We start from the raw sequence: 24,590 nt of genomic DNA on the forward strand, positions 1-24,590 counted from the left end.
CTATTGACTATTGACTTTTGACTATTCACTATTCACTCTTCTTTTACCAATTTCATTTCCAATTCTTCCAGCGACACTCCTTTTGTTTCAGGCATTTTTGTCAATACCCAAATCAACTGAAGACACATCATAAATGCAAGAAAGGCAAATATGGGCCAGGGATTGTCTTTATATATCCCATTAGTTTCATCCAAAAAAACAGGAGTGATCAATGTGATAATGGCTGCAAATACCCAGTGTGTACTTGCTCCGAAAGATTGGCCCCTTGCTCTTATTTTATTGGGAAAAATTTCCGCAATAAAAACCCAGATCACGGCGCCCTGCCCGATAGCATGCGATGCAATAAACAGCAACAAGAATGTAAGCAAGAAGGCGGGACCTGCTGATGCCTTAAATGCATAAGCTACCAATGCCAGACTAAGGATATAACCTAATGAGCCAATGATCAATAATGTTTTTCTTCCCAGCCTGTCAATCAGGTATAAACCAACAAATGTAAAAATGAGATTGGTGCCGCCGATATAAATGGAATTTTTCAATGAATCGACAGAGGCAAGCCCGGCCCTTTCCAATATCTCCGGCGCATAATATAAAATGAAATTGATGCCCGACCATTGATTGAAAAATGCGATCATGAAGGCGAGCCACAAAATTGTTTTATGCCTGCGATGAAAAAATCCAATATCATGTCCGTTTGAAGTTTCATGCCGGATGCCTTCCTTTACCGATTCAATCACTTCATCAGCATTAGCAACACCTATTCTTTCAAATACTTTTTTGGCACCGGCCGTATCATTCTTCCTTGACAGCAGCCACCGCGGGCTTTCGGGGATACTCGTTACCATCAATGTATATAGCAACGAAGGGATTGCCATTACACCAAGCATCCAACGCCAGTCATTTTCACCTCCCACTCCTTTTAGAAAATAATTGGAAAGGAAAGCGATCAATATTCCGAATACAATGTTGAACTGGTACATAGCAACGAGGCGGCCTCTTGTCGCCGGGGTAGAAATCTCCGAAACATAAGCAGGCGCAGCAACAGAAGAAACGCCGATACCCAAGCCACCCATAAATCGAAAGAACGAAAACGTATATGGATCGGGCGCAAGCGCAGAACCGATTGCCGACACACTAAAAAATATTCCAATCCAGAACAGAACTTTCTTCCTGCCAAATTTATCGGTGGGTATGCCGCCAAATATTGCGCCAACTACAGTACCCCACAGGGCCATTGACATAATAAAGAAACCATGAAACCACGGAGAAATTTCCGTAGTATGCCAAAGGTCTTTGATAGGTTGGTTGGCGCCGGAGATCACCACGGTATCAAAACCGAAAATAAATCCGGCCAGCGCAGCTATCAATGAAATACCAAAAAGATTGGAAGAGCCTTTTACCGTCACAGATGCGCCGGCGTCGCTTGCTTGTATTTGCATAATGATAATTTTAAAAAAGATATGCTTTAATCATGATTTCTCAATAATCCAACTTTATTAATGATACGCCCTGGCGTGGGAGCGACAGCTCAATTACTGCTTCTCCTTTTGCCGTGCTTATCCAGGAAGGTGATTGCAACAATTGCAATTGCCCTTCTGTCTCCAAAATTTTATACTGCTCTTCGGTTACGTTTTGCGGCGAACCCATTTTTTTCCAAACCTCATAAGCATTGCTATGGTTAGCATCTATGCGGTAATGCTGTAGCAATACTTTCTTAGCAGGAATATTTTTGATAATAAGTTTTACAGGTGATGGTTCATCTGTTACATCAGCATCATGATAATTCCAAACCATCACGGATGTGGATGTTTTATCAGCGGTAGCCAGTGCATGGATGTCCGGCTGATTGCCACGAATACTGTTTTTTAATAAACTATCCAGCAAAATTTCATTGGCATTTTGCACGTTTATCCTGTTGCCTTTCATCAAACCATACATGCGGAATACGTTCAGCACAGGTTTATCAATACCATTGGTAGCAAGATCACGAAAGCCATCAAACCATTTTTGATTTTCAAATTCAAATGACCAACTGGTGGCGCCTTCTAAGTTTACCTTATATTTTTCAGCAAGATCATATAAGCGGGCAAAAGACGAAGCCGTATAACTTGAATACATGGTGCCGTTGCGATAAGCATTTTCAGGATTGGTAGTCATACCGCAGGCGGCACAGCCTTCGGGATCAAATTCAGTAATGAAGATGGGTAACTGTTTAAATGGGGATGCAGCTACTATTTCAAAACCTTTGGCCACATCTTTCAACTGCGGCGCCATATTCATCTGCACATGACCACTCACCACTTTCGGACTACCTTTTGCATGAAAGCTGATGAAATCCAGTGGAACTCCTTTCTTTCCCGTTGCATAATTTTTACCTTCAGCACAATGCAGTAAAAAAATTTTTAACCAGCCTGCCGCTTTATCCCATCCGGGGCCAGTGGTAGAAGGTCCGCCAATGAGTGCAGCAGGCAAAGCTCTTTTCACTGCATCGGCTGCATAATCATAGATCATAAAAAATTCTTCCTGTGTGCCCTTCCAGTAGCCGATGTTGGGTTCATTCCACACTTCCCACAACCATGTTTTTACTTCAGCTTCACCATAGCGCTTAATGGAATGCTTTACCCATTGATAAATCAGTTCGCCCCACTTTTCATAGTCCTTCGGGGGATAAGTCCAGCCGGTATAAATGCTGTCGTACTTCACGCCGGGTTTCCAGTAGTGACGATAAGGTTGCGGATGTGTTGACATCGCTTCGGGCATAAAACCAATTTCAACGAGCGGTTTCATCCCTCTTTGAATGTAAGTATCAACAATGCTGTCCACAATGCGCCAGTCGTAAACGGGATTGCCATTGGCATCTTCCGTGTACGCATTTGTAGAACCCCATTTCAATGCAGCCGTTCCATCGCCGGTGGTTAAGAGATTATGACATCTTACATACACCGGCACGGGACTTAATGCTGCAATTTCACTCAACAGTTTTTTCCCATCTTTCATATAGGTGTAGTTCGGTTCATCATAACCGAAATGAGCCCATACAGGTTTTAATGGCTTGCCTTGTTTTTTTAAATCAACATTTATCTGCCATACATCAGGCTGAGTCATGGCCTTTGTAAGTATTGCAAATAAAAAAACGATTGAAACAAAATATTTTTTCCTCATAAGAAAATTTTTCGGCAATATATTATTTAACTGGTGTTATCCATACAGCCTGACCGCCCGACGCCTTCAACTTCACTTCCATCATTGTTGCTGATGTTATTGTTTTTCGTTCCACTTTCACTTTGGTCTTTGTTTGCACGGCATCATCATCGCTATAAAAGCTTGCTGTATATTTTTTTCCTTTCGGTAAAAAATCAAAAGATAACTTCAGTGTTCTTGAATCATCATTTGTAATGGTTCCTACAAACCAGTCATCGCCTTTTCTCCTTGCCGTGGAAACAAATTCGCCGGGTCTACCCTGCAATACTTTTGTTTCGTCCCATGAGACGGGTATCTTATCCCAGAATTCCAGCTCGGGTTCATTGTTGCTGTAAACTGGCTTATCGTACCAGTACAATGTTTGCAACGGGCTATAATAAATAGCTGCTAATGCCAATTGATGAGCATGTGTTGTTTTTATTCTTTTATCGTAATAACAAATAGTATAATCAGCTGCCCCGGCAATATATCTTGTAAAAGGAAGAACAGTATTGTGTGTGGCATCCGGCATTTCTTCGTTGCCTCTTATACCTTCCGCTGTCATTAAGTTGGGCCATGTTCTTTGTTCTCCGGTGGGTCGCCAGTCATCATGTACATTTACCATTATTTGGTTCCCGGCGCATTTCTTAAACATTTCTTCGATCCATGTTGTCCAGCGATGCGAGCCCACCTGTACAAATCCAAATTTCACTCCTTTTACGCCCCATTCCTTATACACCCTGAACAACGAATCAGATTGTGCATACAATCCCTGCAGGTTACAGTACAGCCAAACACCAACACCTTTTTCTTTTCCGTATTGAATAATAGCAGGCAGATCAAAATCAGGGATGGCGACCTTCGTAGCGTCGGAATTGAAAGTAAAGGAAGGCCCGTACCACTTCCAGTCGAACAAAATGTATTGCAGGTTATGCTTTTCGGCAAAGTCAATGTTTTCAAAGGCATCTTTGGTTGTTTGCGTCATCACCCGTATGATCTTGCCGGGCTTTATCCAACTAAAATCTTTGATTTTTGAAGGTTCATTTAAATTCAATAAAAGATCATTGTTCTCAACAAGGTCGCCGGCTTTTTCCGCCACCATGATCACCCTCCACGGTGTAGCGAAAGGTGAGATCAGGTCGGCCGGCGTGTACATGGATGTAAGAACTGTATTTGGTTTTTCATTGCTCAGTTTAAATTTGGTTCTTGCATAGTCCACCATCTGTGCTTCTGCAAGACAGGCAAACCATCCATTGGGTAACTGCAGTGTCAACGGTCTTTCACTTTCATCAGGCCAGTTGTTTAACGGCAATAATTTGTACGGCGCCTGAGCCCATGAATGATGCCACGCTTTTGTTCCTTCGGGCAAACTGAATTCCGTGTTCTCACCCATCACCCGGTAATAAGTTCCTTTACTATTTTCAGGAAAAAAATATCGCAAAGCCACCCCTTCATTATAAGCTCTTATTTCCACATTCATTAAGTAAATGGGATTGTCATCTTTGATCATTTCAATGGTCACTGCATTATAATGATCCCTGATTTTATTTCTTTCTCCATAAACAGGAATCCATGAAGTATCAAACGATGAAGAATTGATTTTTTTAACTGTTAAATTCTCACACCACTTCGCATGCCGGTCAACCGGCAGCGCCATTGCTCTTTCAGAAAGATTATTGTCAAGCTGAATGTCCAATACCGATTCATGAATCACGGGTTGATTTTTAAAATCAACTTTATAAAACATGGTTCTTGTGCCATCCATATTTTTTTTCTGATAAAAAGAAACAGTGTAATTCTTATCCGGGGATGCCACCGTTGTTTTAGTGGAATCAATAATGTGCTGGCCGGATACATCAGCTAAAACAAGTAAAAAAATAAGTATAGTGAAAAATGTTTTCATTAGATTCTTATAGCTTTTCAAAAATAGTTTTTCCTTCCTGCAATTTCTTAAGACGCAACAGGGCTTCTATATAATAATAATCTGCATAAATAATAGAAACGTCTATCTCGCCACCATTTGGCTTATGACCGGTGCTGTGCAGCAGAAAGGCATTATTCACATTCCGGCTTTGATATTCATCCGATGAAAGAGTTGCCAGCATTTTCTCTGCTTTACTCCTGTATTCTTCTGATTTCATTTTATCGGCAACAAATGTCGATAGTTCCAGCAAAGCTGAAGCTACCACACTGGCAGCCGATGCATCTTTGGGAACATTGGGAGTAGCAGGATCATTAAAATCCCAGTAAGGAATCAAATCGCCGGGAAGATTTTTCAGATAAACATCTGTTACCTTTTGAGCAAAATCTAAAAACTTCGGATCCTTTGTTTCCCGGTAAACCATTGTATAACCATAGATGGCCCAGCTTTGTCCTCTTGCCCACATGCTGCTGTCGTTGTATCCCTGGTGTGTGATGCCTTTTATTTTCTTACCAGTTGCGGTATCATACACCACTACATGATAAGAACTGTGATCATCACGAAAATGATTCTGCATGGTTGTTTCCGCATGCTTCACTGCTATATCATATAAACTTTTACTGCCACCATTCTTCGCAGCCCAGAATAACAGTTCAAGATTGATCATGTTATCCATAATAGTGTTGTGACGCAAAGGCCAGTCAACACCCGGCACTTCCCTCGGCCATGATAAAATGGTTCCTACTTTTGGATTGTATAGTTTAGAAAGGGTATCGGCAGCTCTCAGCAAAATTGTTTTATAAGATGAATCATTTGTCAGCCTGTATCCATTACCAATGCTGCAAAAAACCTGAAAGCCGAGATCATGATCAATAGCTGCCGAATCAACAAGGGGTTTGAGTACGGAAGAAAAACGGGCCGCTTCTTTCTTCCATTTATCGTCCTTTGAGTATTCGTATGCATACCAAAGAATACCCGGCCAGAAGCCGCTTGTCCAGTCGCGATAGTTCACAAACCGCCATTCTGTTTTTCCATTGGCGATGCTGCGTGGTATGAGGGACGAATCTTTCAATGTACCGGTCGTTTTCGATGCCTGGGCCAGGCAATATTCAATCTCCCTGTTGACACCAGGCTGAGGCGAATCCGTTTTGCAGGAAGCAAACGATATCCAAAGCAGTAATATGATAAAAAATGATCTCATTTCAATTCAATTTTTTACAAAGAGTGATGCGGGTAGTTCAAAAAAGACACAAGCTATCAAAAAACATAACATCAATACCGGTTCTGACATCATTGTCGTTTAAAGATATTAGGAAATGGTTTTATGTTTTTGAATGTTATAAAATATAAAGTCTATGCAGGTAGTATTTTTTGGCGCCTGTCATAGACTTTATTGTGAACTCATCAAGGGCAGCCATTGAAACGATCAACTGCTAAACTGATTATGAAAAAACTGCTGCCCTGATGAATCCTTTCTAGTAATTATTGCCAACCCCACGATTTAGTCCCAGTCTTGTTTGCCTCATACGTACTATTTGGTTTTTCATATGTTGGTTCTTTTATTGTTTTACAATTTTCTCCGTAGTAATAACACTGCCATTTATTACCTGCACATAGTATATGCCTGCAGCCAGTGTTTGTACAGGAAGACTTTGTGTGGCATTGGTCAACCTTGCCGATGCAACCACCGCTCCATTTACATTGTACACATTCACCAAAGCGCCTTCCTGCAACCTGTCCACTTTAATAGTCAGCCTGTCTGCGACAGGATTTGGATAAACTATCGTGCCTTCGTTAATTGGTTCTACTGATGCAACTGCTGTATTTGTATTTGCCGAACGGGAAGCGATAGCATTGCAGGTTCCCAAATAATCGCCGTGATTCAAATGATCCTGTACGTCGGCAGATGCGATACATATCGTTTTACTATTGTGACAGATCATAACTTTATCACTTCCATTGCCGCAGCGTACATCCAATAGCTGTATTGTAATAGATGTCGTTTGTACGCAGCCCTTTTGATCTGTAACTGTCACGCTATAAGTTCCTGCTGAGCTTACCAGTAAGGACGACGTAGTTGCACCAGAACTCCATTGGTAAGTATAGGGCTCTGTCCCACCATTGGCCATTGCATGAAGGTCAAGAGAGGAAGGACCGTAACCCAGGTAAAGGGTGTTCTTCAAATCCACTTCAGGGTTCATGGCATATATATCAGGGATGCTTGCGGTAAGAGGTGCATTTACTGTTACATTAGTAGTAACCGTTTCTACATTACTATGAACATCGGTAACCGTCCATGTTATGACAGACTGGCCTGCATTAAACAAACCGCTTGCATCTGTTCCTGAACCGCTTCTCGTGGTAGCGCCACTGATCGCATAACTTACAGAGGCAATAGCACAATTATCAGTTGCCTGGAGAGCGGGAACGGGGTAAGAACCCGTTGCGTTATAGCAAAAGAACTGTTCAGACAATAAAACCAGCACCGGCTTTTTATCATCTATAACCGTAACGGTTGCCGTTGCAGTATTCACATATCCTTTTTCATCCGTCCCCGTAAGTGTTACCGTAACAGGAGTACCAATATCGGAACAACGAAACGCAGATTTGTCAATGCTTAAGGTCAATGCTCCGTTAAAGCTGACAGAACCGCTATCCAGTTGTTCAGGCGAAATAGAAGCGTTGCCATTTTCATCCACCGCTATTTGTATATTTTTTGCTTTTACAACCGGTGGCAAAAACGCCGTAAGCATCCGCTTCACTGCATCGGCAGCGTAATAACTATTATCTCCGGGCTGCGATGCAGTTATTTCCGTTGTGCCTGCGCCCACAATATGTATTACTCCATTTATAATTTTAGCAACTGATGTATCGGAAGTACTGTAAGTTACTGGCAAACCTGAGCTGGCGGTTGCAGGAGAAAAATCTTCATCGCCAACTTTCTTTTCCGCTATTGCGGGAAAGGTGATGGTTTGATACATGGGTACAACAAAGCTTTGCAGTTCGTCAACCGTCTTTGCTGTTTTTACCCAATCCACCTGGTAGCTCAATTCTCCCGAAGTAATATCAGCCACTTTAAACTGGAATAAAGTCAAGGCCGTAGGATTAGTCAATAGTGTATTGCCGGAACCAAATCCTGTTTTTGTAAGATCAAAATAAAAAATATTCTCACCGACTTTACCAGTGTACTTATTAGAACCGTTACCAAAAGAACCGAGGTTGGTATCAAAAGTCAAATTTACTACGGCTGGCTTCTTTAGTTTAACCGCTACAATGGGATAATTGCCCGCATACAGCGTAGCCCCCGCTGTTCTTTTAATATCACCCCGATAACTACCGCTGGATTGTTGCGCCAGGGTTATTCTTAGTTGCCCATTTTCTGCTACAGCAGAAGAACCTGATGTTGCGGCTAACCAACCATCGGTGCCCGAACTAAAATTATCATTGATCAAACCTGTATTAGGATCAAAGGCCAAAACATCATTTAAACTTTTAAAGGTTTTTACCCAATCTACCGTATAAGTAGTATCGCCACCTGCCGGAACATCTGCTACCTTGAACTGGAACGTACTTAAACTGGTTTGACCAGCGGTAGAAAGAAAATTGGGTGCAGAACCAAAACCCTTGGTGAGATCGTAATAATAAATATCGGAACTTACTTTACCTGTCCACTTATTGGCACCGTTTCCATAAGCACCCAAATTCGTATCGAAGGTCAGGTTTACCACCGGTGGCTTTTTCATTTTAATAGCCAGTATGGGATAGTTGCCTGCATGCAACACAGCTCCTGCACTTCTTTTAAAATCGCCGCGATACGTGCCATTGGTTTGTTTTTTCATGGTGATGGTTATCTCTTGCGAACCAATGGTGGCAACTGCGCCACTTGTGGCTGCAATCCAGCCATCCGCATAACCGTTGAAATTATCATTGATCAGGCCCGCCGAATTGTTTCCGTTACTTCCGCCGGCAAATACATAATTGCTATCCGGATTCAAATAAAAGAACAAAGAACCATAACCCGGATTGTCAGCACCAAAAGGAGCACCTTCCGGACCGATAACAGTCGCTAACGCTTCCAGGGTGTAAGGCATAGCCTTGCTCCTGCGATATACATAATGGCTATAGCCGATCTCAAAAACGGCGCGGAAATTTCCACGGCCATTTGAAGAGATTGATTCCGGAGTATAGTCCTGGTAATTTTTTTCGCAATAATCATAACTGGTTTGATACGGCACATCATAACCCAAATTGTATTTGGCTGTATATTCATAACCACGCATAATGGCGTTATTGTTTGCCGAGTACAAATCAAATCCCTGCTTCAACGCTACCTCGGCCAGTTCGGCCATTGAACCAATAGCCAGCATGGTGTGAGGCTGGTCGCGGTTGCTTTCCTGCAACTGACCGGCATCCGTCAATACATAATTTTTAATACTGCCATTTCCTTCGCCATAATAAAAATAGTTGACTACTTTATTGAACATGGCATTGTCGTTACTGAATACCGCAATGGCCATTAGTGCTTTCATACAGATTATATCCCAATTACCATGTGCACAGGGTCTGAAGTTTTGCAGCGTGGGATAAAATACATTTTTAAGCATGTTCTCACATTGCAGCACTTTATCCTGTGCCCAGGATGGATAGGTATGACGCATAAGTTCCGCTGCATTGGCCAGCATAAAACCATACAAACCGTTCAATTCAGCATCGGCGCCAATAATGCCAACCGTATAAGCAGAATAAGCATCCAAAATTTCTATCGCCTTAAGAGCATGTGCTTCATTGCCTGTAATATTCCACATTAAGGCATTGTAGTAAGCCGCTAAAAAATCGCTTTCCACGCCATTCTTTACTGTTCCACCAGCAGCAGTGCCGGAAGGTGTTTCAATGGTAAGGGAAGCATCACGGGTCAGGTATTTAAACGGGCCAGCCTTGGTATAATTAAAAGATGAACGGCTGGAAGCCAGCAATAGCTGATAACTTTTATAAGGTCTCGACACCTGCCGTGTCACTAAATCTTTGATCCTGGTTAAATCTGCATTAGTATGAAGCAACCCCGGATGCGCAAATGCGCCGTTATATTCAAATACTGGATTGGACGTCCCTGAAGGATTCACAAAAGCTCTCAGCTCATCTACCGAGCTAAAAGTTTTTACCCAGTCTATTTCGTAAGAATAATCTCCGGCAGCCAATTCAGCAGAAGAAAATACAATGTCTGCGATTTTGAATTGAAACAAACTGACTGTGGTTGGTTGCGTCAACGATAGCACAGTGCTGCCAAGTTTACCAGTTGACAAATCCCAGTAATAAACATTTCCACTATCGGTTACAATTTTAGTGGAATTGTTATTGGAGTTATTATATGAACCCAGGTTGGTATCAAAAAACCAGTTACATCTCGGAGGCTTGTTTATTTTGATGGCAACAATAGGATAGTTACCTGCATGTAGAGTTGTGCCACCAGTCTTTTGAAAATCGCCGCGATATTTTCCGCTGCTTTGCAAGGCGGCAGTAATTACAAATTGGCCGTTCACTACCTGGCCTGTCGCACCGCTTGTAGCAGTTGTCCAGTTAAAATTGTTTCCTGTAGAAAAATTATCGTTGATCAGCCCATCCTGTGCCAATACTGTTTTTTGACACAGTAGTGAAACAAGAATGAGTAATAAATAAAAAGAGATCTGCAATTTTTTAAACCCGCTTTTTGATTGCGATGTTAAAGCGCATTGCAGAAAGATTTTATGTTGGGTAAAAAGGGTCATGACAAAATCGTTGGTTGTTTTAATTAGCCGTATGTGTTCTGTTTTTTTAAACAGAAGGGGCAGAAACCCCTTCTGTACTTGTCATATAAAAATGTTTGTTTGCCGAAAGTCTTACTGTCTTTTTTTACAGCTTCATTATTTTTTGTGTTACCAGGCTGTTGCCATTTTTTACTTTTATAAAATATACACCAGCCGCAAATCCTTTCATTGAAATTTCCTGCGTAAGATTTGTTAAACGGTATGAACCTACCATTGCACCATATGCATTGTATAATTCTATAGCGGCATTTGGTTCCAGCTTACTTACATTAACTTTCAAATTGCTGATAACGGGATTAGGATAAATAACAATAGCGCCATCGCTTATACCAGCCCGCAAATCGCTTTTAGCTGAAATTTGGGCCGTTCTGCTGGCTACTGTTCCCGAACAAGTTCCCAACTCATCGCCGTGGCTTAAATGATCCTGCACATCTTCATAAGGAACGCATAGCGAATTACCACTATGACACACCATTCTGCTTTTGTTTTTATTACCGCAGCGTACATCAACTACTTTAATTGTGATGGAGACAGTTGCCTCACATCCTTTGGCATCTGTTACAGTCACAGTGTATGTCCCTGCTGTAGTAACAGTAATTGCCTGTGTTGTTGTAACCGGAGAAGTGTTCCAACTATACGTATAGGGAGAACTGCCACCTGCAGGTAACGCAGTAATGACAAGCGATGTAGCGCCATAGCCGGTATAGATCGTGTTGGCATCAACGCCTGCGCTTAATGCATATACATCGGGAATGGTAACAGCAAGCTGTGCATTTACAGTTACAACAGTACTTGCAGTACTTACATTTCCATGAATATCTGTTACTGTCCACGCAATTGTTGATTCACCTGCATTAAATGAACCGCTTGCATCTGACCCATTGCCACTTCTTACAGTAGCACCACTTACACTGTAACTAACAGAGGCAATACCACAATTATCCGTAGCAATCAATGAAGGAACAGTATAAGAACCTGCAATACTGTAACAGAAGAATTGTGCTGATGGCATTGTTACAGTTGGCTTCATATCATCAATAACAGTTACCTGCGCCGTAGCAGAACCCGAATGCCCATCAGCATCTGTTGCAGTAAGCGTTACGGTTACTGGTGAACCAATATCAGCGCAAGTGAAATCTGTTTTGTCTAAACTTAATGTCAGAACTCCTGAATAACCTATCGAACCATCATCCACTTGTTGGGGTGTGATGAATGCTTTTCCATCTGCGCCCACTGCTGCTTCGATGTTCTTTGTTTTAACAGTTGGAAATCTGTACACCGTCAGTGTCATTGTATCATTTACCGAACCCCAATCATTTGCTGCAGTAAGTATTACAGAAAAAGTTCCTGCAGTGGTTGGTGCACCGGAAATAATACCGTTGCAGGTATTCAGCGTTAAGCCATCGGGCAAACCTGCGGCACTGTAACTGTTTGGTCTGTTGCTGGCTTGTATTGAATAATTGAATGATGAATCATACCAAATGTTTTGTGTACCTGCCTTAGCCAATATCTGTGGTGCACTGGTAAGAAGTCCGTAAAATTCAACTTCAGCAACATTACCAAAACCGGTGCTTGAAGAGATATAACGGACATAGCGGAAAGCTGTAGTATCTGCAATGGCCTGCTCTGTATAAACACCAACTGTTGGTTGGGCCGTAACAGTGAACAATGTTGTTGCAGTACTGAAATCTGCAACATTAGAACCCTGGAACATGCCGCCTACCATGCGAGGTGCAAAATTGGCACGTGGCGCATATCTCAGCCGGGTAATGACATTGTTATTGTTTGCTCCCAAATCATATCCAACCCAGGCTGTACCTGTTGGAGCATCAAAGAAAGTAGCAAGGTTGCCATCCACTGCTGCTGCTTTGGTAGTAGCAGCATTATTGCCCCATGAACCGTTTGTACCGATGAGTGCACCTGTAAGCTTTTTACCAAATGAAAGACTTGCTACCGATGAGTTTGTTCCTTCACCTACACTGTTAATTGCCGATACTACATAAAAATAGGTTTTGCAATTTTCAGCCGTAGTATCAACATAGCTAGTGCTGGTTACGTTCGCAATAGTTGTGAAAGGCCCTTCAGCAGTTTCGGCACGTTTTACATTATAGCCGGCAGCACTCGTTGGTGCAGACCATGTCAATGCTATTTGATTATTACCACCAATAACAGAAAGATTGATTGGTGAGGGCGGCGGTACCGATTGGTAAACCAGTGCCAATATTTCTGATGCACTTAAACCTTTATTGTAAATTCTGAACTCGTCCACCGAACCATTGAAGAGTGGATCGCTACTCCATTGCGATTTGCCAATCCAGTTCTGTGTGGTATTGCCCAGTGAAGAGGGTTTTTTCGTCATAGCAGTATTACGTCCTATTTCAACTCCATCAACATAAAGTATTCCCACTGTACCTGCCAGCGTTACGGCAAAATGATGCCAGCCACCAACAGGAATGGCAACAGTACTATTGATTTGCTGTACCACACCGCCATTGATAATTTCATACCGTACATAGCCGTTGCTTGCCCTTGCTGTTAAGAACATATAGTTAGTAGTGCCTGAACCAAAATCAAAAATCCGTGCCCAGGTTGCACTCGCATCTACCTTTGCCCATGTAGCAATGGTGAAATCATTGACAGAACTCATCAATGCTGTTGGAAGTGTTACATATCCACTGCCATTCAATTTAACAGCCTTACCCTGAAGGCCGTCTGTCCAACTAGCTCCGCCGGTAAGTGCACCATGACGGGCACCCCAGGAATCAATAGCTTTTGTACCGGTGCTGTCGTTAAACTTATAATAATCCCATTGGCCCAATTGCGGAGTAGCAGCTATTGGAGAAGTTCCGGGATATTCTACACTTCCATCTATGCTTGATATAATGTAATAATAGGTAGTGCCATTGGTAAGCAGAGAATCCGCAAATCTTGCAGTTGTGGAAGTGCCCACCAAAGTAAACGGACCAGACTGTGATGTAGAACGTGTGATGTTATACGTCAGGTTCAGAATGGGATTCCATTCTAAAACCACCCTAGTATCGCCTTCGGCAGCCAGCACATTTTCCACTACTGTTTTCAATACTGCAAGACGCAGTGTATCTGTTGCTGAAGCTGTATCATTAGCTGCCGTTAAAACAATTGCAAAGTTGCCGCTTACAGTTGGTATACCGGATACTACACCGGTTGATGTATTTACACTCAGGCCATCAGGCAGTCCTGCAGCATTAAAGCTGGTTGGCGAATGAATAGCCTGTATGGTATAACTGTATGACTTGCCCACCAGTGCAGTATCTGCTTTAGCACTTACGATGGTCATTGGCACAACACGTTCATCCCTCAGCACAACATCATTACCATCACCTCCGATATAAGTAATGCGGAAATTATGGTTGCCAAGTTTTATAAGACTTAACTCGGGAAGATCTTTGAAAGTGCCTTTTACCGCATTACTGCCGGTGTTTTCGATAATCGTAAAGTTGGTTCCTAATGCCAGAGCAGCAGAATCCATATTGACTACTGATAGTGTTGGGTAACCCACCAGATTAACAGTGCCGGCCTTTATTTTATCTGCTATTGTATCTTTTGTGCTTACCTGTACATTATAGATTGCATTGCTATTGAGTGTGAGACTGCTTGTAGTAGTGAACGTACCGATACTGCCATTGCCGGGTTCGAGCATAGCGGTTGCGGAAGTTCCCGTACCGATTGTTACAGATGCCTGGCTAAGACCAGTTCCTCCGAATATACCGCTGCTGTCCACAACCGGGCTTGCAAAAGCGCCATTAGTTGAACTATTGCTCAAAAGGAATGCACCGTCTTTGATGGTGGTAGTTCCCCAATAAGTGTGGTTACCGCCAAAAAACAGCGTTCCTGTACCTACTTTCACAACATCAAAATAATTAGCCATAGTTCCACCAAACCATGTTGACTGATTTAATGCACCAATGCTGATCGTTGGTGTACCGCCACCATTATTACGAATATAACCACGGCCAGAAAGCGCACCAAAATGAAGTGTGCCTGTCTTGAAACCAATGCCTATGCAATCAATTCCATTTGCATCAAGATTCCAATATGCGTTGGCACTGCCGGCCTCCGGAACCATAAAACGAACCCGGTTTCTTCCGCTGCGAAGCGCTGCAACAAATGTTCCTGTGAATCCGCTATTATCTCCATAAAGATTGATGCCCGGATAATCGTTACCATCTTCCCACAAAGTGCCACTTCCTGTAATCCTGCCATAAATCGTCATGGAATTGACAGTTTGATTGAGAAAACTTCGTTTCCCGGCAACAACTTCAATATCATTATAGATGGTAGCTGCACTATCACCGGATTGTATGGTGCCTCCGTTCATAATGATTTTACCTGTGCCCAGCGGACCTGATGTTGGTGCACCTGATGTTCCTTTACCATGCGCCTGAATAGCAACAACCCCGTTAAGGATAGTATTACCGGAGTATGTATTTTGTCCCGACAGCATAAGCCAACCACCGCCATTTTTTGTCAAGCCTCCTGAGCCACTCAGAACACCGGTGTATTTAATGGTTGAAGTAGCAGTTACATTCACCTGTTCATTAATTGTAATAGGTGTTGTGATGGTTTGTGTATTGGAAGATATGTTCACCAGGTCGGTCTTCAGCGTAAAGCTGTTACCATTGACGGTATAAGCGCTGGCTGTTGTATCGAACAGCATTCTTGAAACCTCGAGACCTGTCAGGTTATTTGTCAAAACACTATCTGCAGTGTTTTTGAACGTTATGACAGCAGGGCTTTGCGGCACGCTGTTCTCCACCCAGTTGCCTGCTTCGCTCCATAGATCACTACCAGGAGCAGTACTCCATGTAGAAGAATTAGAACCAGGTACACCGAACGATTCTAATGAATTGGCACTTTCAAGACTGGTGCCCGCAGACGAAACCACATAATAATACCCTGTGCCGTTGATGACATTTACATCAGAATAACTGTTCGCCGAAACTTGTGCAATAACCGTGTAAGGTCCGCCGGTAGTTAATGAACGTTTTACTTTATAGGAAGTGGCGCCGTTAGCTGTAGCCCAGGTCAGGTCTACCTGCCCGTTTTTGCTGGTTACTACTGGCTTGCCGGGAATTGCCGGTGGCACAGAACCAAATACTTCGCTGGAAATTCCGCTTTCCAGTTCACCGGTAAGAGCTGTTACCACATAATAGTTGTTCACTTCAGGAACAGGAGCAGCATCGGTAAAGCTGGTGACATTAATACCACTCTGAATAAGAGAATAAGGTCCGCCCGGAGTGAGTGAACGTTTAACCGAATAACCGGTAGCGTTGGCAGAGGCCTTCCAGGTAAGTTTAATTTGCGTGGTATTAACTACTGTTGCCAGCAGGGAATCGGGAACGGCAGGTATATCACTGCCAATAACCTTAAGCATTAAAGTAGCCATACCGGTACCAATGCCATTGGTGGCAGTTAATGTTATCTCACTTTGACCCATTGCAGTTGGTGTTCCTGATATAACGCCAGTTACAGCATCAATGGATAAACCTTCGGGCAAGCCACTGGCACTATATGTTGTGGGAGTTCCGCTCGCCGTAATAGTATAATTAAACGGAGCGCCAACTGTAGTTGTGAGGGAAGTAGCGCTACTGATTTCAGGAGAACCGGCAGGTGCAGCCTGGCTGAAACCTACATTGGTAAAATTGGTCGTATTCAGAGCCGAAGTATTGTTAGACAGAGTATAAAAGCCATAATAGAGTTCAGTAGGATATCCACTGTCAGAATAAAAACAATTGAGACCCGTCCAGTTTACACCGTCATGCGAATGATAAGTAAAGATGCGGTTGCCTACCCTCTCTATCTTAAGCCACCAAGGGGCTTTGGGCTGCCAATGCCTGCCTACCCCACCCGATGCTGACAGGTAGATGTCCCAAAAGGGAGCACCAGGTGCCAGCGACTGCCGGATCATGACGCCGGAACCGCCCGAACTTAGAGACATATTATCAACCTTTACCACCAGGCCCGCATCTCCGCTCATCTTCTTAAATGTATAATTGAATGCACTGCTGGTTGAATTGCCAGCTGCCTTTACGGTCCACACGCCGTTGTTGTAAGAAGCACTGCCTGCTATTCCGGGGTTGCCAATATCTGTATTGGTTAAATGACTTACCGGCTGTACATGCTCTGCAGGATAATACACCGGAGGAAGAACGGTAGCGGTTGAAGTATCGGAAGATTTCAGGTAAAGAAAATCTCCACCTGCTCCTCCCAATGCTGTCCGCATCATATCGTTATAAGGTGTAGCAATACCTTTGCGCAACTTATAGGCTCCGTGCAGAATGTTCGTATAGTCTCCCTGCTTATAACCTGTTGGAATTCCCCAGTTGGTCCAGAAAGAAGCATAACCGCCAAAGGGAATGAAGGTCATGGTATCACCTTCAAATGAATATTTGTTATACAACTCGCCAATAGCTAAAACACGTTTATCCAACTCTTCATACATATCGATGCCTTGCTTATAAGCCACTTCAGCACCCCAAACCAATGCTGCTGCCTGCACACGCCAGTGGTCGTCACGGCCGGCATCGCCTACTTCGCCGTTGGTTAATGAGTTGCGCATGCCGCCGCCGGCATCCATGCGATATACGTCAATAGCCTGGTTGAACCGTGTGACATCATCACAAAAAGCCGCTGCCGCTAAAGCTATTTTCAACTGAAGGGCTCCTTTGTTTGCATCACGCAGTTGATAAGGTACAAACGAAGTTGGATAAAGCACATTGGCAAAATAATTCTTGACATGGACGGTATTCGAGTCCGTCCAACCAGGAAAAGTGCTTTTCAATATATCAGCGGCAGTAGCCCAGTATTGCACAAAATCACCGATGTCGAGCATGGATTCATTACCACCCCAAACGTTATTGGTTATTGCCCACGCATCCAGCATGTTTGTAGCCTTGCGGGCATAAGCGGAGTCGCCGGTAAACCACCACATAAAGGTGAGATTATGAATAGCCACCATATCCGTTTTCCAGGCCTCGTTGTTCAAATTCGGGGCACGGGTTACTGTAGCAAATGGCCCTCTCATGCTGTAAGAAAGTTGGGAACGATAGTCGCCTTTAAAAGCATTATAGGCCGAGAGCCAGGGCTCCTTTGTAATATTGGCTTTCAACTGTTCAAGGTCATACTTTGTAAATGGTATGCCGGGATGTTGGAAGGTCTGCGACCTCACGCATAGCGGAGCAAACAGGGTGATAAAAATGATAAAGAGCAGGTGTAACAAGAGCAGGGAGGTAGCGGAATGCATCTTGCCCCGGGTCAGATTTTCTTTCATAATAGCAATGTTTGATAGTTAGTTGAAGGTTGCGGTAGGTATCTTATTGTTTTATAATTTTTTTCGTAATGCTTTTTTCCCCGTTATTTATTTTTATAAAATAGACACCGGATGATAGAGCGCTGAGGGGCAACACATATTCAGTTCCCATTACCGGCAGGTTACGTAACAAGCGGCCGGCAACATCGGTAAGTGTAATTACTGATCCTTTTTCAAATCCATTGGTGAGTTTAACCACCAGTTCACCGGCTACCGGGTTGGGGTAAACAATAATATCATGGGCAGCAACTTCATCAGTAGTCATCGTTTGTATTACCGCCGCAGCTGTCCGGGCAGATAGCTGGCTGGTTACAGGCACCAGTTGCCATTGCTGGTTATTGCCACCATTATAGGTCCACTGTTGAACATTAGCACCATCGGCCAGGGAGCTGTTCGCAACATCTAATACTTTACCACTGTGCACTGCCGTGATCCGGAAATAGTTACTATCAGTAAGAGTAAATGTCCACTTCTGATTGTTGCCACCGGTATTTTGCCAGATTTGAACATTTGCCCCATCTGCGGTTGACACAGCATTTACATCTAAGTATTTACCGCTTTGCAACCCAACAATACTGTACTGACCATTGCCTATGTCTGTTACATTCCATTGTTGATTGGTGCCATTAAGCCAAGCCCATTGGTGAACGTTAGCACCATTCGCTGTTGAAAGGTTCGCAACATCTAATACTTTGCCACTGTTTCGATTAATGATACGATACGTGCCATTGGCAATTGCGCCACTCGTCACTGTTACGCTGTCGTAAGTAGTGGTAATTAAATTGGAACCGTTGGATGATACAGCCAGTCCCACATAATAAGTGCTGGCCATTGATGCGTTAACAGAAGAGCCCACTGCAAACCATGTTTTTCCATCTGTTGATTGATAAGCGGTGAAGGTGTTACCAGCTCTTTGCAGGCGAAACCAGGTTGGACCGGTAGTGTAAAGATTTCCTGTTTGAAAACCCATAGAGCCACCTGTAGCAGTACGCCTGCCAAATCTTGCTTCACGGGCACCCACATCGCCTGAGGTCATGCTGAATGCAATGGCATTGGAAGAAAGCGATTCACGGATCATGATGCCCGTCTTCTGTGAGCCACCACCACCCCATGTATTCACTGCAACTCGTGCCGTAATGGTTGCATCACCAGTTATACTTTTGTACAAATAACTCAGGCCATCTGCAGTGCCACCAATGCCTGCACCGGAACCGCTCAATACATAAGTGCCACTGCTCACATTAGCATAACCGGCACTTCCTGCAGTGGCAACTGTTCCAATATCCTGTTGTGCCCAGCCTGCAGGTAACGCACTTGTTGCTGTTGGACTTGCACTTACCTGTGTAGAGTTGCTGCTGGTACCAGCTTGATTGATTGCAGACACTACATAATAATAGGTAGTGCCATTGCTTACACTTGCATCTTCATACAAGGGATAGGTGCCGGTGTAAGTGGCAATAGTAGTATAGAGCCCACCACTTGATGTAGCACGAAGCACATTATAACCGGTAGCTGTAGTAACAGGCGTCCATCTCAACCACACTCTGCCCACACTTGCTGTTGCTTTCAAACCTGTAGGAGTAGAAGGAGCAGGCGATGCAGGATAAGGCGATGCCGATGCATTCAATGTATAACACAACGTACCAAAACCAAGATTATCATCATGCACAAAACCCTCCGGCCGGTTCACTTCTGCCATTGCTTTTATATTGGGAGCACTCAAACCTTTCCGCACCACATAGTGGTTATAAATCATTTCCCAAATGGGACGCTGCAATCTTCCTCTGCCACCTGTGTTTTGTTCGGAAGCCCAAAAATTGTTGACGTTATCGCAATTGTTGTAGGTCGTATATGGAACATCTTTCCAAAGATTATACTTAGCTGTATATTCTGCACTTGCCAGCAAACGGTTGTTGTCATAACCATACATATCCTGTCCCTGGTTCCATGCTATTTGACAAAACGTTGCTAACATACCTACACCTAATAGCGCATGCTCCTGGTCACGCCCACTCTCCTGCCATTGTCCCAAGCCTCCACTATGCAAAAAAGGAACTGCCCTAGCAAGGCTACCGTTACCTGCACCGGATTTAAAGTATGTGATAGCCTGATTGAACTTTGCAGTGTCATCACATAATACGCCGATACCCAAAATGGCTGTCATGTTGCAGATGTCCCAGTTTGCCCAATAATGGCTAATGCATGTGCCCCTGTGATTGGTCAAAAAATCATTGCATACAGGGTACATATAAGTAGTCATCATATTTTTAAACTGGTTAAAGTCTGCCGATGACCAATTGGGATAAAGACGCAAGATTTCTCCTGCTACCGCAAATTCATAAATAGCAATACCCATTAAACCTGGTATATCAGTGCCGCTGGGCACCTGGTTAACTGCGTAGGCCCAGGCATTACAAATTTTTCTTGCACATGCTGCATAAGAAGTATCACCCGAAATATACCAGCGAAGAGCATTGAGATAAGCGGCTGTTGCATCAGCTGAAGCTCTCTGGCGGCTGGCTCCCATATTCTCTCTCGCAGCCGCAGTATAAGTATTTTGTGCTTTCGGGTGAGCAATCAAGGCGTTCCAACTATCGATCCAGGGATGCGCCCCTGCAGCCACCTGCACTTTCATACGATCGAGGTCTGTTTGCGTATGTAAGCCGCCGGGATGTACAAAAGTTTGTGCGCCCAGTTGGAGCGAGGCCAACAGAAACAGGCAACAACTGGCAAGCACCAGTATATTCAGTTTGGGACGGAGACTGAAAAAATTTTTTCTTCCGGATATCCGGTTCGAAAGGGTCGTGTAAATGTTTTTTGCCATTTAGTTTTGTTTTTAGATCTGGTAAGGAATATTTTTTCCTCATAAGATGGAAGACCACTGGCACATTCACTATTCAACACACACTACATGCTTTGTTCGTTTTTGATTTAATCTGTTTCATTTTTTAAAAAGTGTCATCTTCATTTAGTTTTATTGACACTTGTTCTTTGATCGAATATTTTTTTGGGAAAGCATCCGGTAATTCATATCAAATGCAGAAGACAGCAATCAATTAATTTTTTAAAAAATAGGAAAAGGTAGAAACCTCTTCCGCTATTGCTTATGATTGTCTGCTAAAAATTTTAAACTTTTCATTACGGGCAGCCAACGCTTGCCTGCCATACGAGAATAAAAGCTGCCCGTAATGAAAAAAAATTCTTTTACCTGGTTTTTTTTACATACTGATTTCTGGTTCGGAGAAAACAGCTTTGGAGATGTCTTATCTCTCCAAAGCTGTAATGAGTGTTTAGTTCTTAACTAATTTGATCCACTCAACTTTCCAATAACAACCCGGGTTTGCACTGCCATTGCCCCATGCGATGTTTCCTAAAAATCCTATCGAAACCACCTCGGACGATGCCAACGAAAAATTGAGCGTTTTGGTTTCAGTAAGATTGGGACTTGTAGCACCAACATTTGCGGGGTTTGCCAAGGCCACAGATGCTAAAGCAGTGGATATATTGGCTAAAGTTGGAATGCCGCTATTACCAGATGCAACGGCCATGTGAACGGTAGAATTTTGTTGAACCTCTGTGAAATACTTAACGGATAGCGTGTAACTACCAGCGGGTAGAGGCATGGAAGTAGGCTGATAGATGATACCATCTGTAATTGGTGTATTACCCCATGTTTCCCAACAAAGAGTACCTCCTCCATCTTTAGAGTATCCGCCTTCACCGCTTTTATTTTTTGCAGCAGCATTCGTAACCCATGGAGCGGCTAACGTTCCCCATCTGTTGGAAACTAATGCACCGCCATTAGTAAATCCACCACCTTTTGTCGTGTCGCCGGTATTGCTTAAAAAGTAAGGCGTGATGTTACCGGGTGCATTGGGATTAATTATTGCAGGTGTTGCTGTAATTGTTAAGCCCCCCATTGTAAGCGTGACATTACCAGACGAAAAACCATTGGGTGCAACAACCTTGATCAGCGTATCATTGATAAAAGGAATGTCAGTAGCAGTTGTTCCATTAAATTTTATTGCCACCTTGGAAACATCTGTCCCGAAACGAATACCTTTTATTGATATAGTGTCTCCCGGAAAGGCAGCATGCTTTTGTGCATTTTGTGAAGCAATGGAATTAATCACCGGCGAAGGAATTACTGTATACGTTCCTACCGAATCCACTTTTGTAGTCCATACCTGGAGACTGACTTTACCTGATACTGCATTTGCCGGCACTTGCACTACTATTTGATTGCCTGTAGCGCTTACTATATTGGTTGCCTGTATGCCGCCAAACCAAATTTTTACAGCTCCTTTTAATGTGTCGAGATTGGTACCGACAATCGTAACATTGGTCATAGCATAACCACTGGCCGGGCTCATACCTGATGGCACTGCTACAGGATAATTAAACTCCCTGAACTGAGGGCCTTTTTCACAGCGGGTGCCGAGAAGAACTATTGCGATTAAGCAACAGACTATATTTAAAAATTTATATTTCATAAAAAACTTTAAGAAATGAATAATGTTCGTTGATGATGACGATTAATAACCGGGGTTTTGCAGCAATTGCGGGTTCAACCTCAGTTGTTCTGCATGTATGGGAAACAAATAATGTTTTTTAACCACGGCGTGGTTTTGTTTACTATCTACCACCACACAATTAAGCACGCCTGCAGGTGTTTGTACAGCTTCTTCACCGTAAACATAAGAGCCGGGTTTATATGCAGCGGTTGGATTGCCGGAGGTATCTCTGAAATCCGTAGGATAAGAGGCGTCGCCAACTACTCTTCCAAGGCGGGAAGGATTCAACGAAGCTTCTAAAATACCCCAGCGTTTCAAGTCATCAAAACGCTTGCCTTCGCGGTATAGCTCCACAGCTCTTTCTCTTCTGATTTCTTCTTTCATATCCAACCCGTTGGCGGCTGCCAGTGCATTGGTGAGCGGAGCTACATTTGCTCGGGCTCTTAATTTGTTGATGGAAGCATCTAACTGGCCATCAGTAATGCCACCGGTTAATTCAACTAAAGCTTCTGCGTACATTAAATACACTTCTGCCAGGCGGATGATGGGATAATTAGCCGATTCAGTTCTATCTGTTCTGCGTCCATCAGGAGCAGGGCCAAATTTGTACACGCCAAATTTGCTGTTGCCATAACCGCTGAAACCTAAGCCTCCAAAGTCTAAAGTAATGGACGAAGGAGCTGTGGTGGAAGCATATAAATAATTCAACAAACGCAGGTCCCTGTTCTTAAACTCATCGCCTGTTTTATGATAGCCCTGGAATAAAGTTGATTTTTCAGGAGGCAGTCCATCCGTGCATACGGCCAGGTCCACAAATTTGCGACTGGGATATAATTGACCTACCGTCCAGGTTATGTTTATACCACTTTGTCTGAAAGTAAAATCATAGACAGATTGCAGAATGAACTCTTTATTGGTTGATTTATCAAAACCACCCGGGTTGCTGCCTGCATCTTCAAGATTGAACAGATACCAGTAGCTTAAATTGTTCATGCCGGCGGCTGAGTTTTTATTCCATAATTCATACCCCCCATTAGTTATTACATCCTCACACATTGCTACAGCATCAGTTAAATATTTATTTACGTTAGCAGGATCATATCCAGCCTTACCAGCTCCAACAGACGTACCATCACCATCAGGCTCTTGTCCCACATATTTTTCCCAGGTGGCTTCATACAATTCCACCTGGGCTTTTAATGCTTTGGCAGCCCATTTGCTCACCCTGCCTTTATCGGCGCTGGGTATGATTTGTTCTGTGGGCAGCTTTGCAATAGCTTCATCCAGGTCTGCTAAGATTTGGGTAACTACTTCGTAGCGGCTGTTGCGCGGTGCTTGCAATTCAGGCGAGGTAAGTTCCATCACCGTAGTTATAATAGGCACACCACCAAAGTCTTTCAACAAACCGAAATAAGCAAAGGCACGGAAGAAATGAGCCTCGCCTACATATTGGCTGATGTCACCGGTGCCTTCATACGATGCTGCTTTGGATAATAATATGTTGCAACTGCGGATACCGGAATAGTTCCAACCTCCACCTGACGGAACCGCGATGGTACCCCGACCCATATCGGCGCCGTTACCGTTTGCGTTTGCAGACAAATCGGAACCATTATCCATGCTGCCAAAATTCCACCCAGGAAGCTGGCCATAAAAACTTGCAGTATATGCTTTAAAATCACTTGGCTGTTTAAAATAAACGGCATCCGAAAATTGAGCAGGGGGGTCTAAGTCGATAAACTTTTTCTGGCAGGAGAACATGCTTAAGCAAAGCCCGCCTATAACTATTTTATTTACTATTTTTTTCATTGTATAATGATTTCAGA

The 24,590-nt window shown here is 43.4% G+C and carries 9 protein-coding genes; all 9 read right to left on the bottom strand.

Going from position 1 to position 24,590, the window contains the following annotated elements; all coding sequences use genetic code 11:
* Positions 1-32 precede the first annotated feature (32 nt).
* Complete coding sequence (locus ACFEL9_RS04285; protein WP_385886434.1) at positions 33-1,439, bottom strand: sugar porter family MFS transporter; 1,407 nt, start codon at positions 1,437-1,439, stop codon at positions 33-35.
* Positions 1,440-1,479: 40 nt separating this feature from the next.
* Positions 1,480-3,162: a GH39 family glycosyl hydrolase gene (locus ACFEL9_RS04290; protein ID WP_385886435.1), complete on the bottom strand. Its 1,683-nt coding sequence runs from the start codon at positions 3,160-3,162 to the stop codon at positions 1,480-1,482.
* Between the two features lie 22 nt (positions 3,163-3,184).
* Positions 3,185-5,083 (bottom strand): glycoside hydrolase family 97 protein, encoded by a 1,899-nt coding sequence (locus tag ACFEL9_RS04295; protein WP_385886437.1) that lies wholly within the window; start codon positions 5,081-5,083, stop codon positions 3,185-3,187.
* A 7-nt stretch (positions 5,084-5,090) separates the two neighbouring features.
* On the bottom strand, positions 5,091-6,302 hold the full coding sequence (locus tag ACFEL9_RS04300) for a glycoside hydrolase family 88 protein (protein ID WP_385886438.1): 1,212 nt from the start codon (positions 6,300-6,302) through the stop codon (positions 5,091-5,093).
* Between the two features lie 358 nt (positions 6,303-6,660).
* On the bottom strand, positions 6,661-10,788 hold the full coding sequence (locus tag ACFEL9_RS04305; RefSeq protein ID WP_385886440.1) for a DUF4979 domain-containing protein: 4,128 nt from the start codon (positions 10,786-10,788) through the stop codon (positions 6,661-6,663).
* Between the two features lie 199 nt (positions 10,789-10,987).
* Positions 10,988-18,211, bottom strand: a complete 7,224-nt coding sequence (locus ACFEL9_RS04310) for a LamG-like jellyroll fold domain-containing protein (RefSeq protein ID WP_385886442.1) — start codon at positions 18,209-18,211, stop codon at positions 10,988-10,990.
* A gap of 43 nt (positions 18,212-18,254) precedes the next feature.
* Complete coding sequence (locus ACFEL9_RS04315; protein WP_385886444.1) at positions 18,255-21,074, bottom strand: RICIN domain-containing protein; 2,820 nt, start codon at positions 21,072-21,074, stop codon at positions 18,255-18,257.
* 466 nt (positions 21,075-21,540) lie between these two features.
* On the bottom strand, positions 21,541-22,743 hold the full coding sequence (locus ACFEL9_RS04320; protein WP_385886445.1) for a DUF5013 domain-containing protein: 1,203 nt from the start codon (positions 22,741-22,743) through the stop codon (positions 21,541-21,543).
* Positions 22,744-22,785: 42 nt separating this feature from the next.
* Positions 22,786-24,573 (bottom strand): RagB/SusD family nutrient uptake outer membrane protein, encoded by a 1,788-nt coding sequence (locus tag ACFEL9_RS04325; RefSeq protein WP_385886447.1) that lies wholly within the window; start codon positions 24,571-24,573, stop codon positions 22,786-22,788.
* Positions 24,574-24,590 lie beyond the last annotated feature (17 nt).

The organism is Terrimonas alba (assembly GCF_042434975.1).
Lineage (GTDB): Bacteria > Bacteroidota > Bacteroidia > Chitinophagales > Chitinophagaceae > Terrimonas_B > Terrimonas_B alba.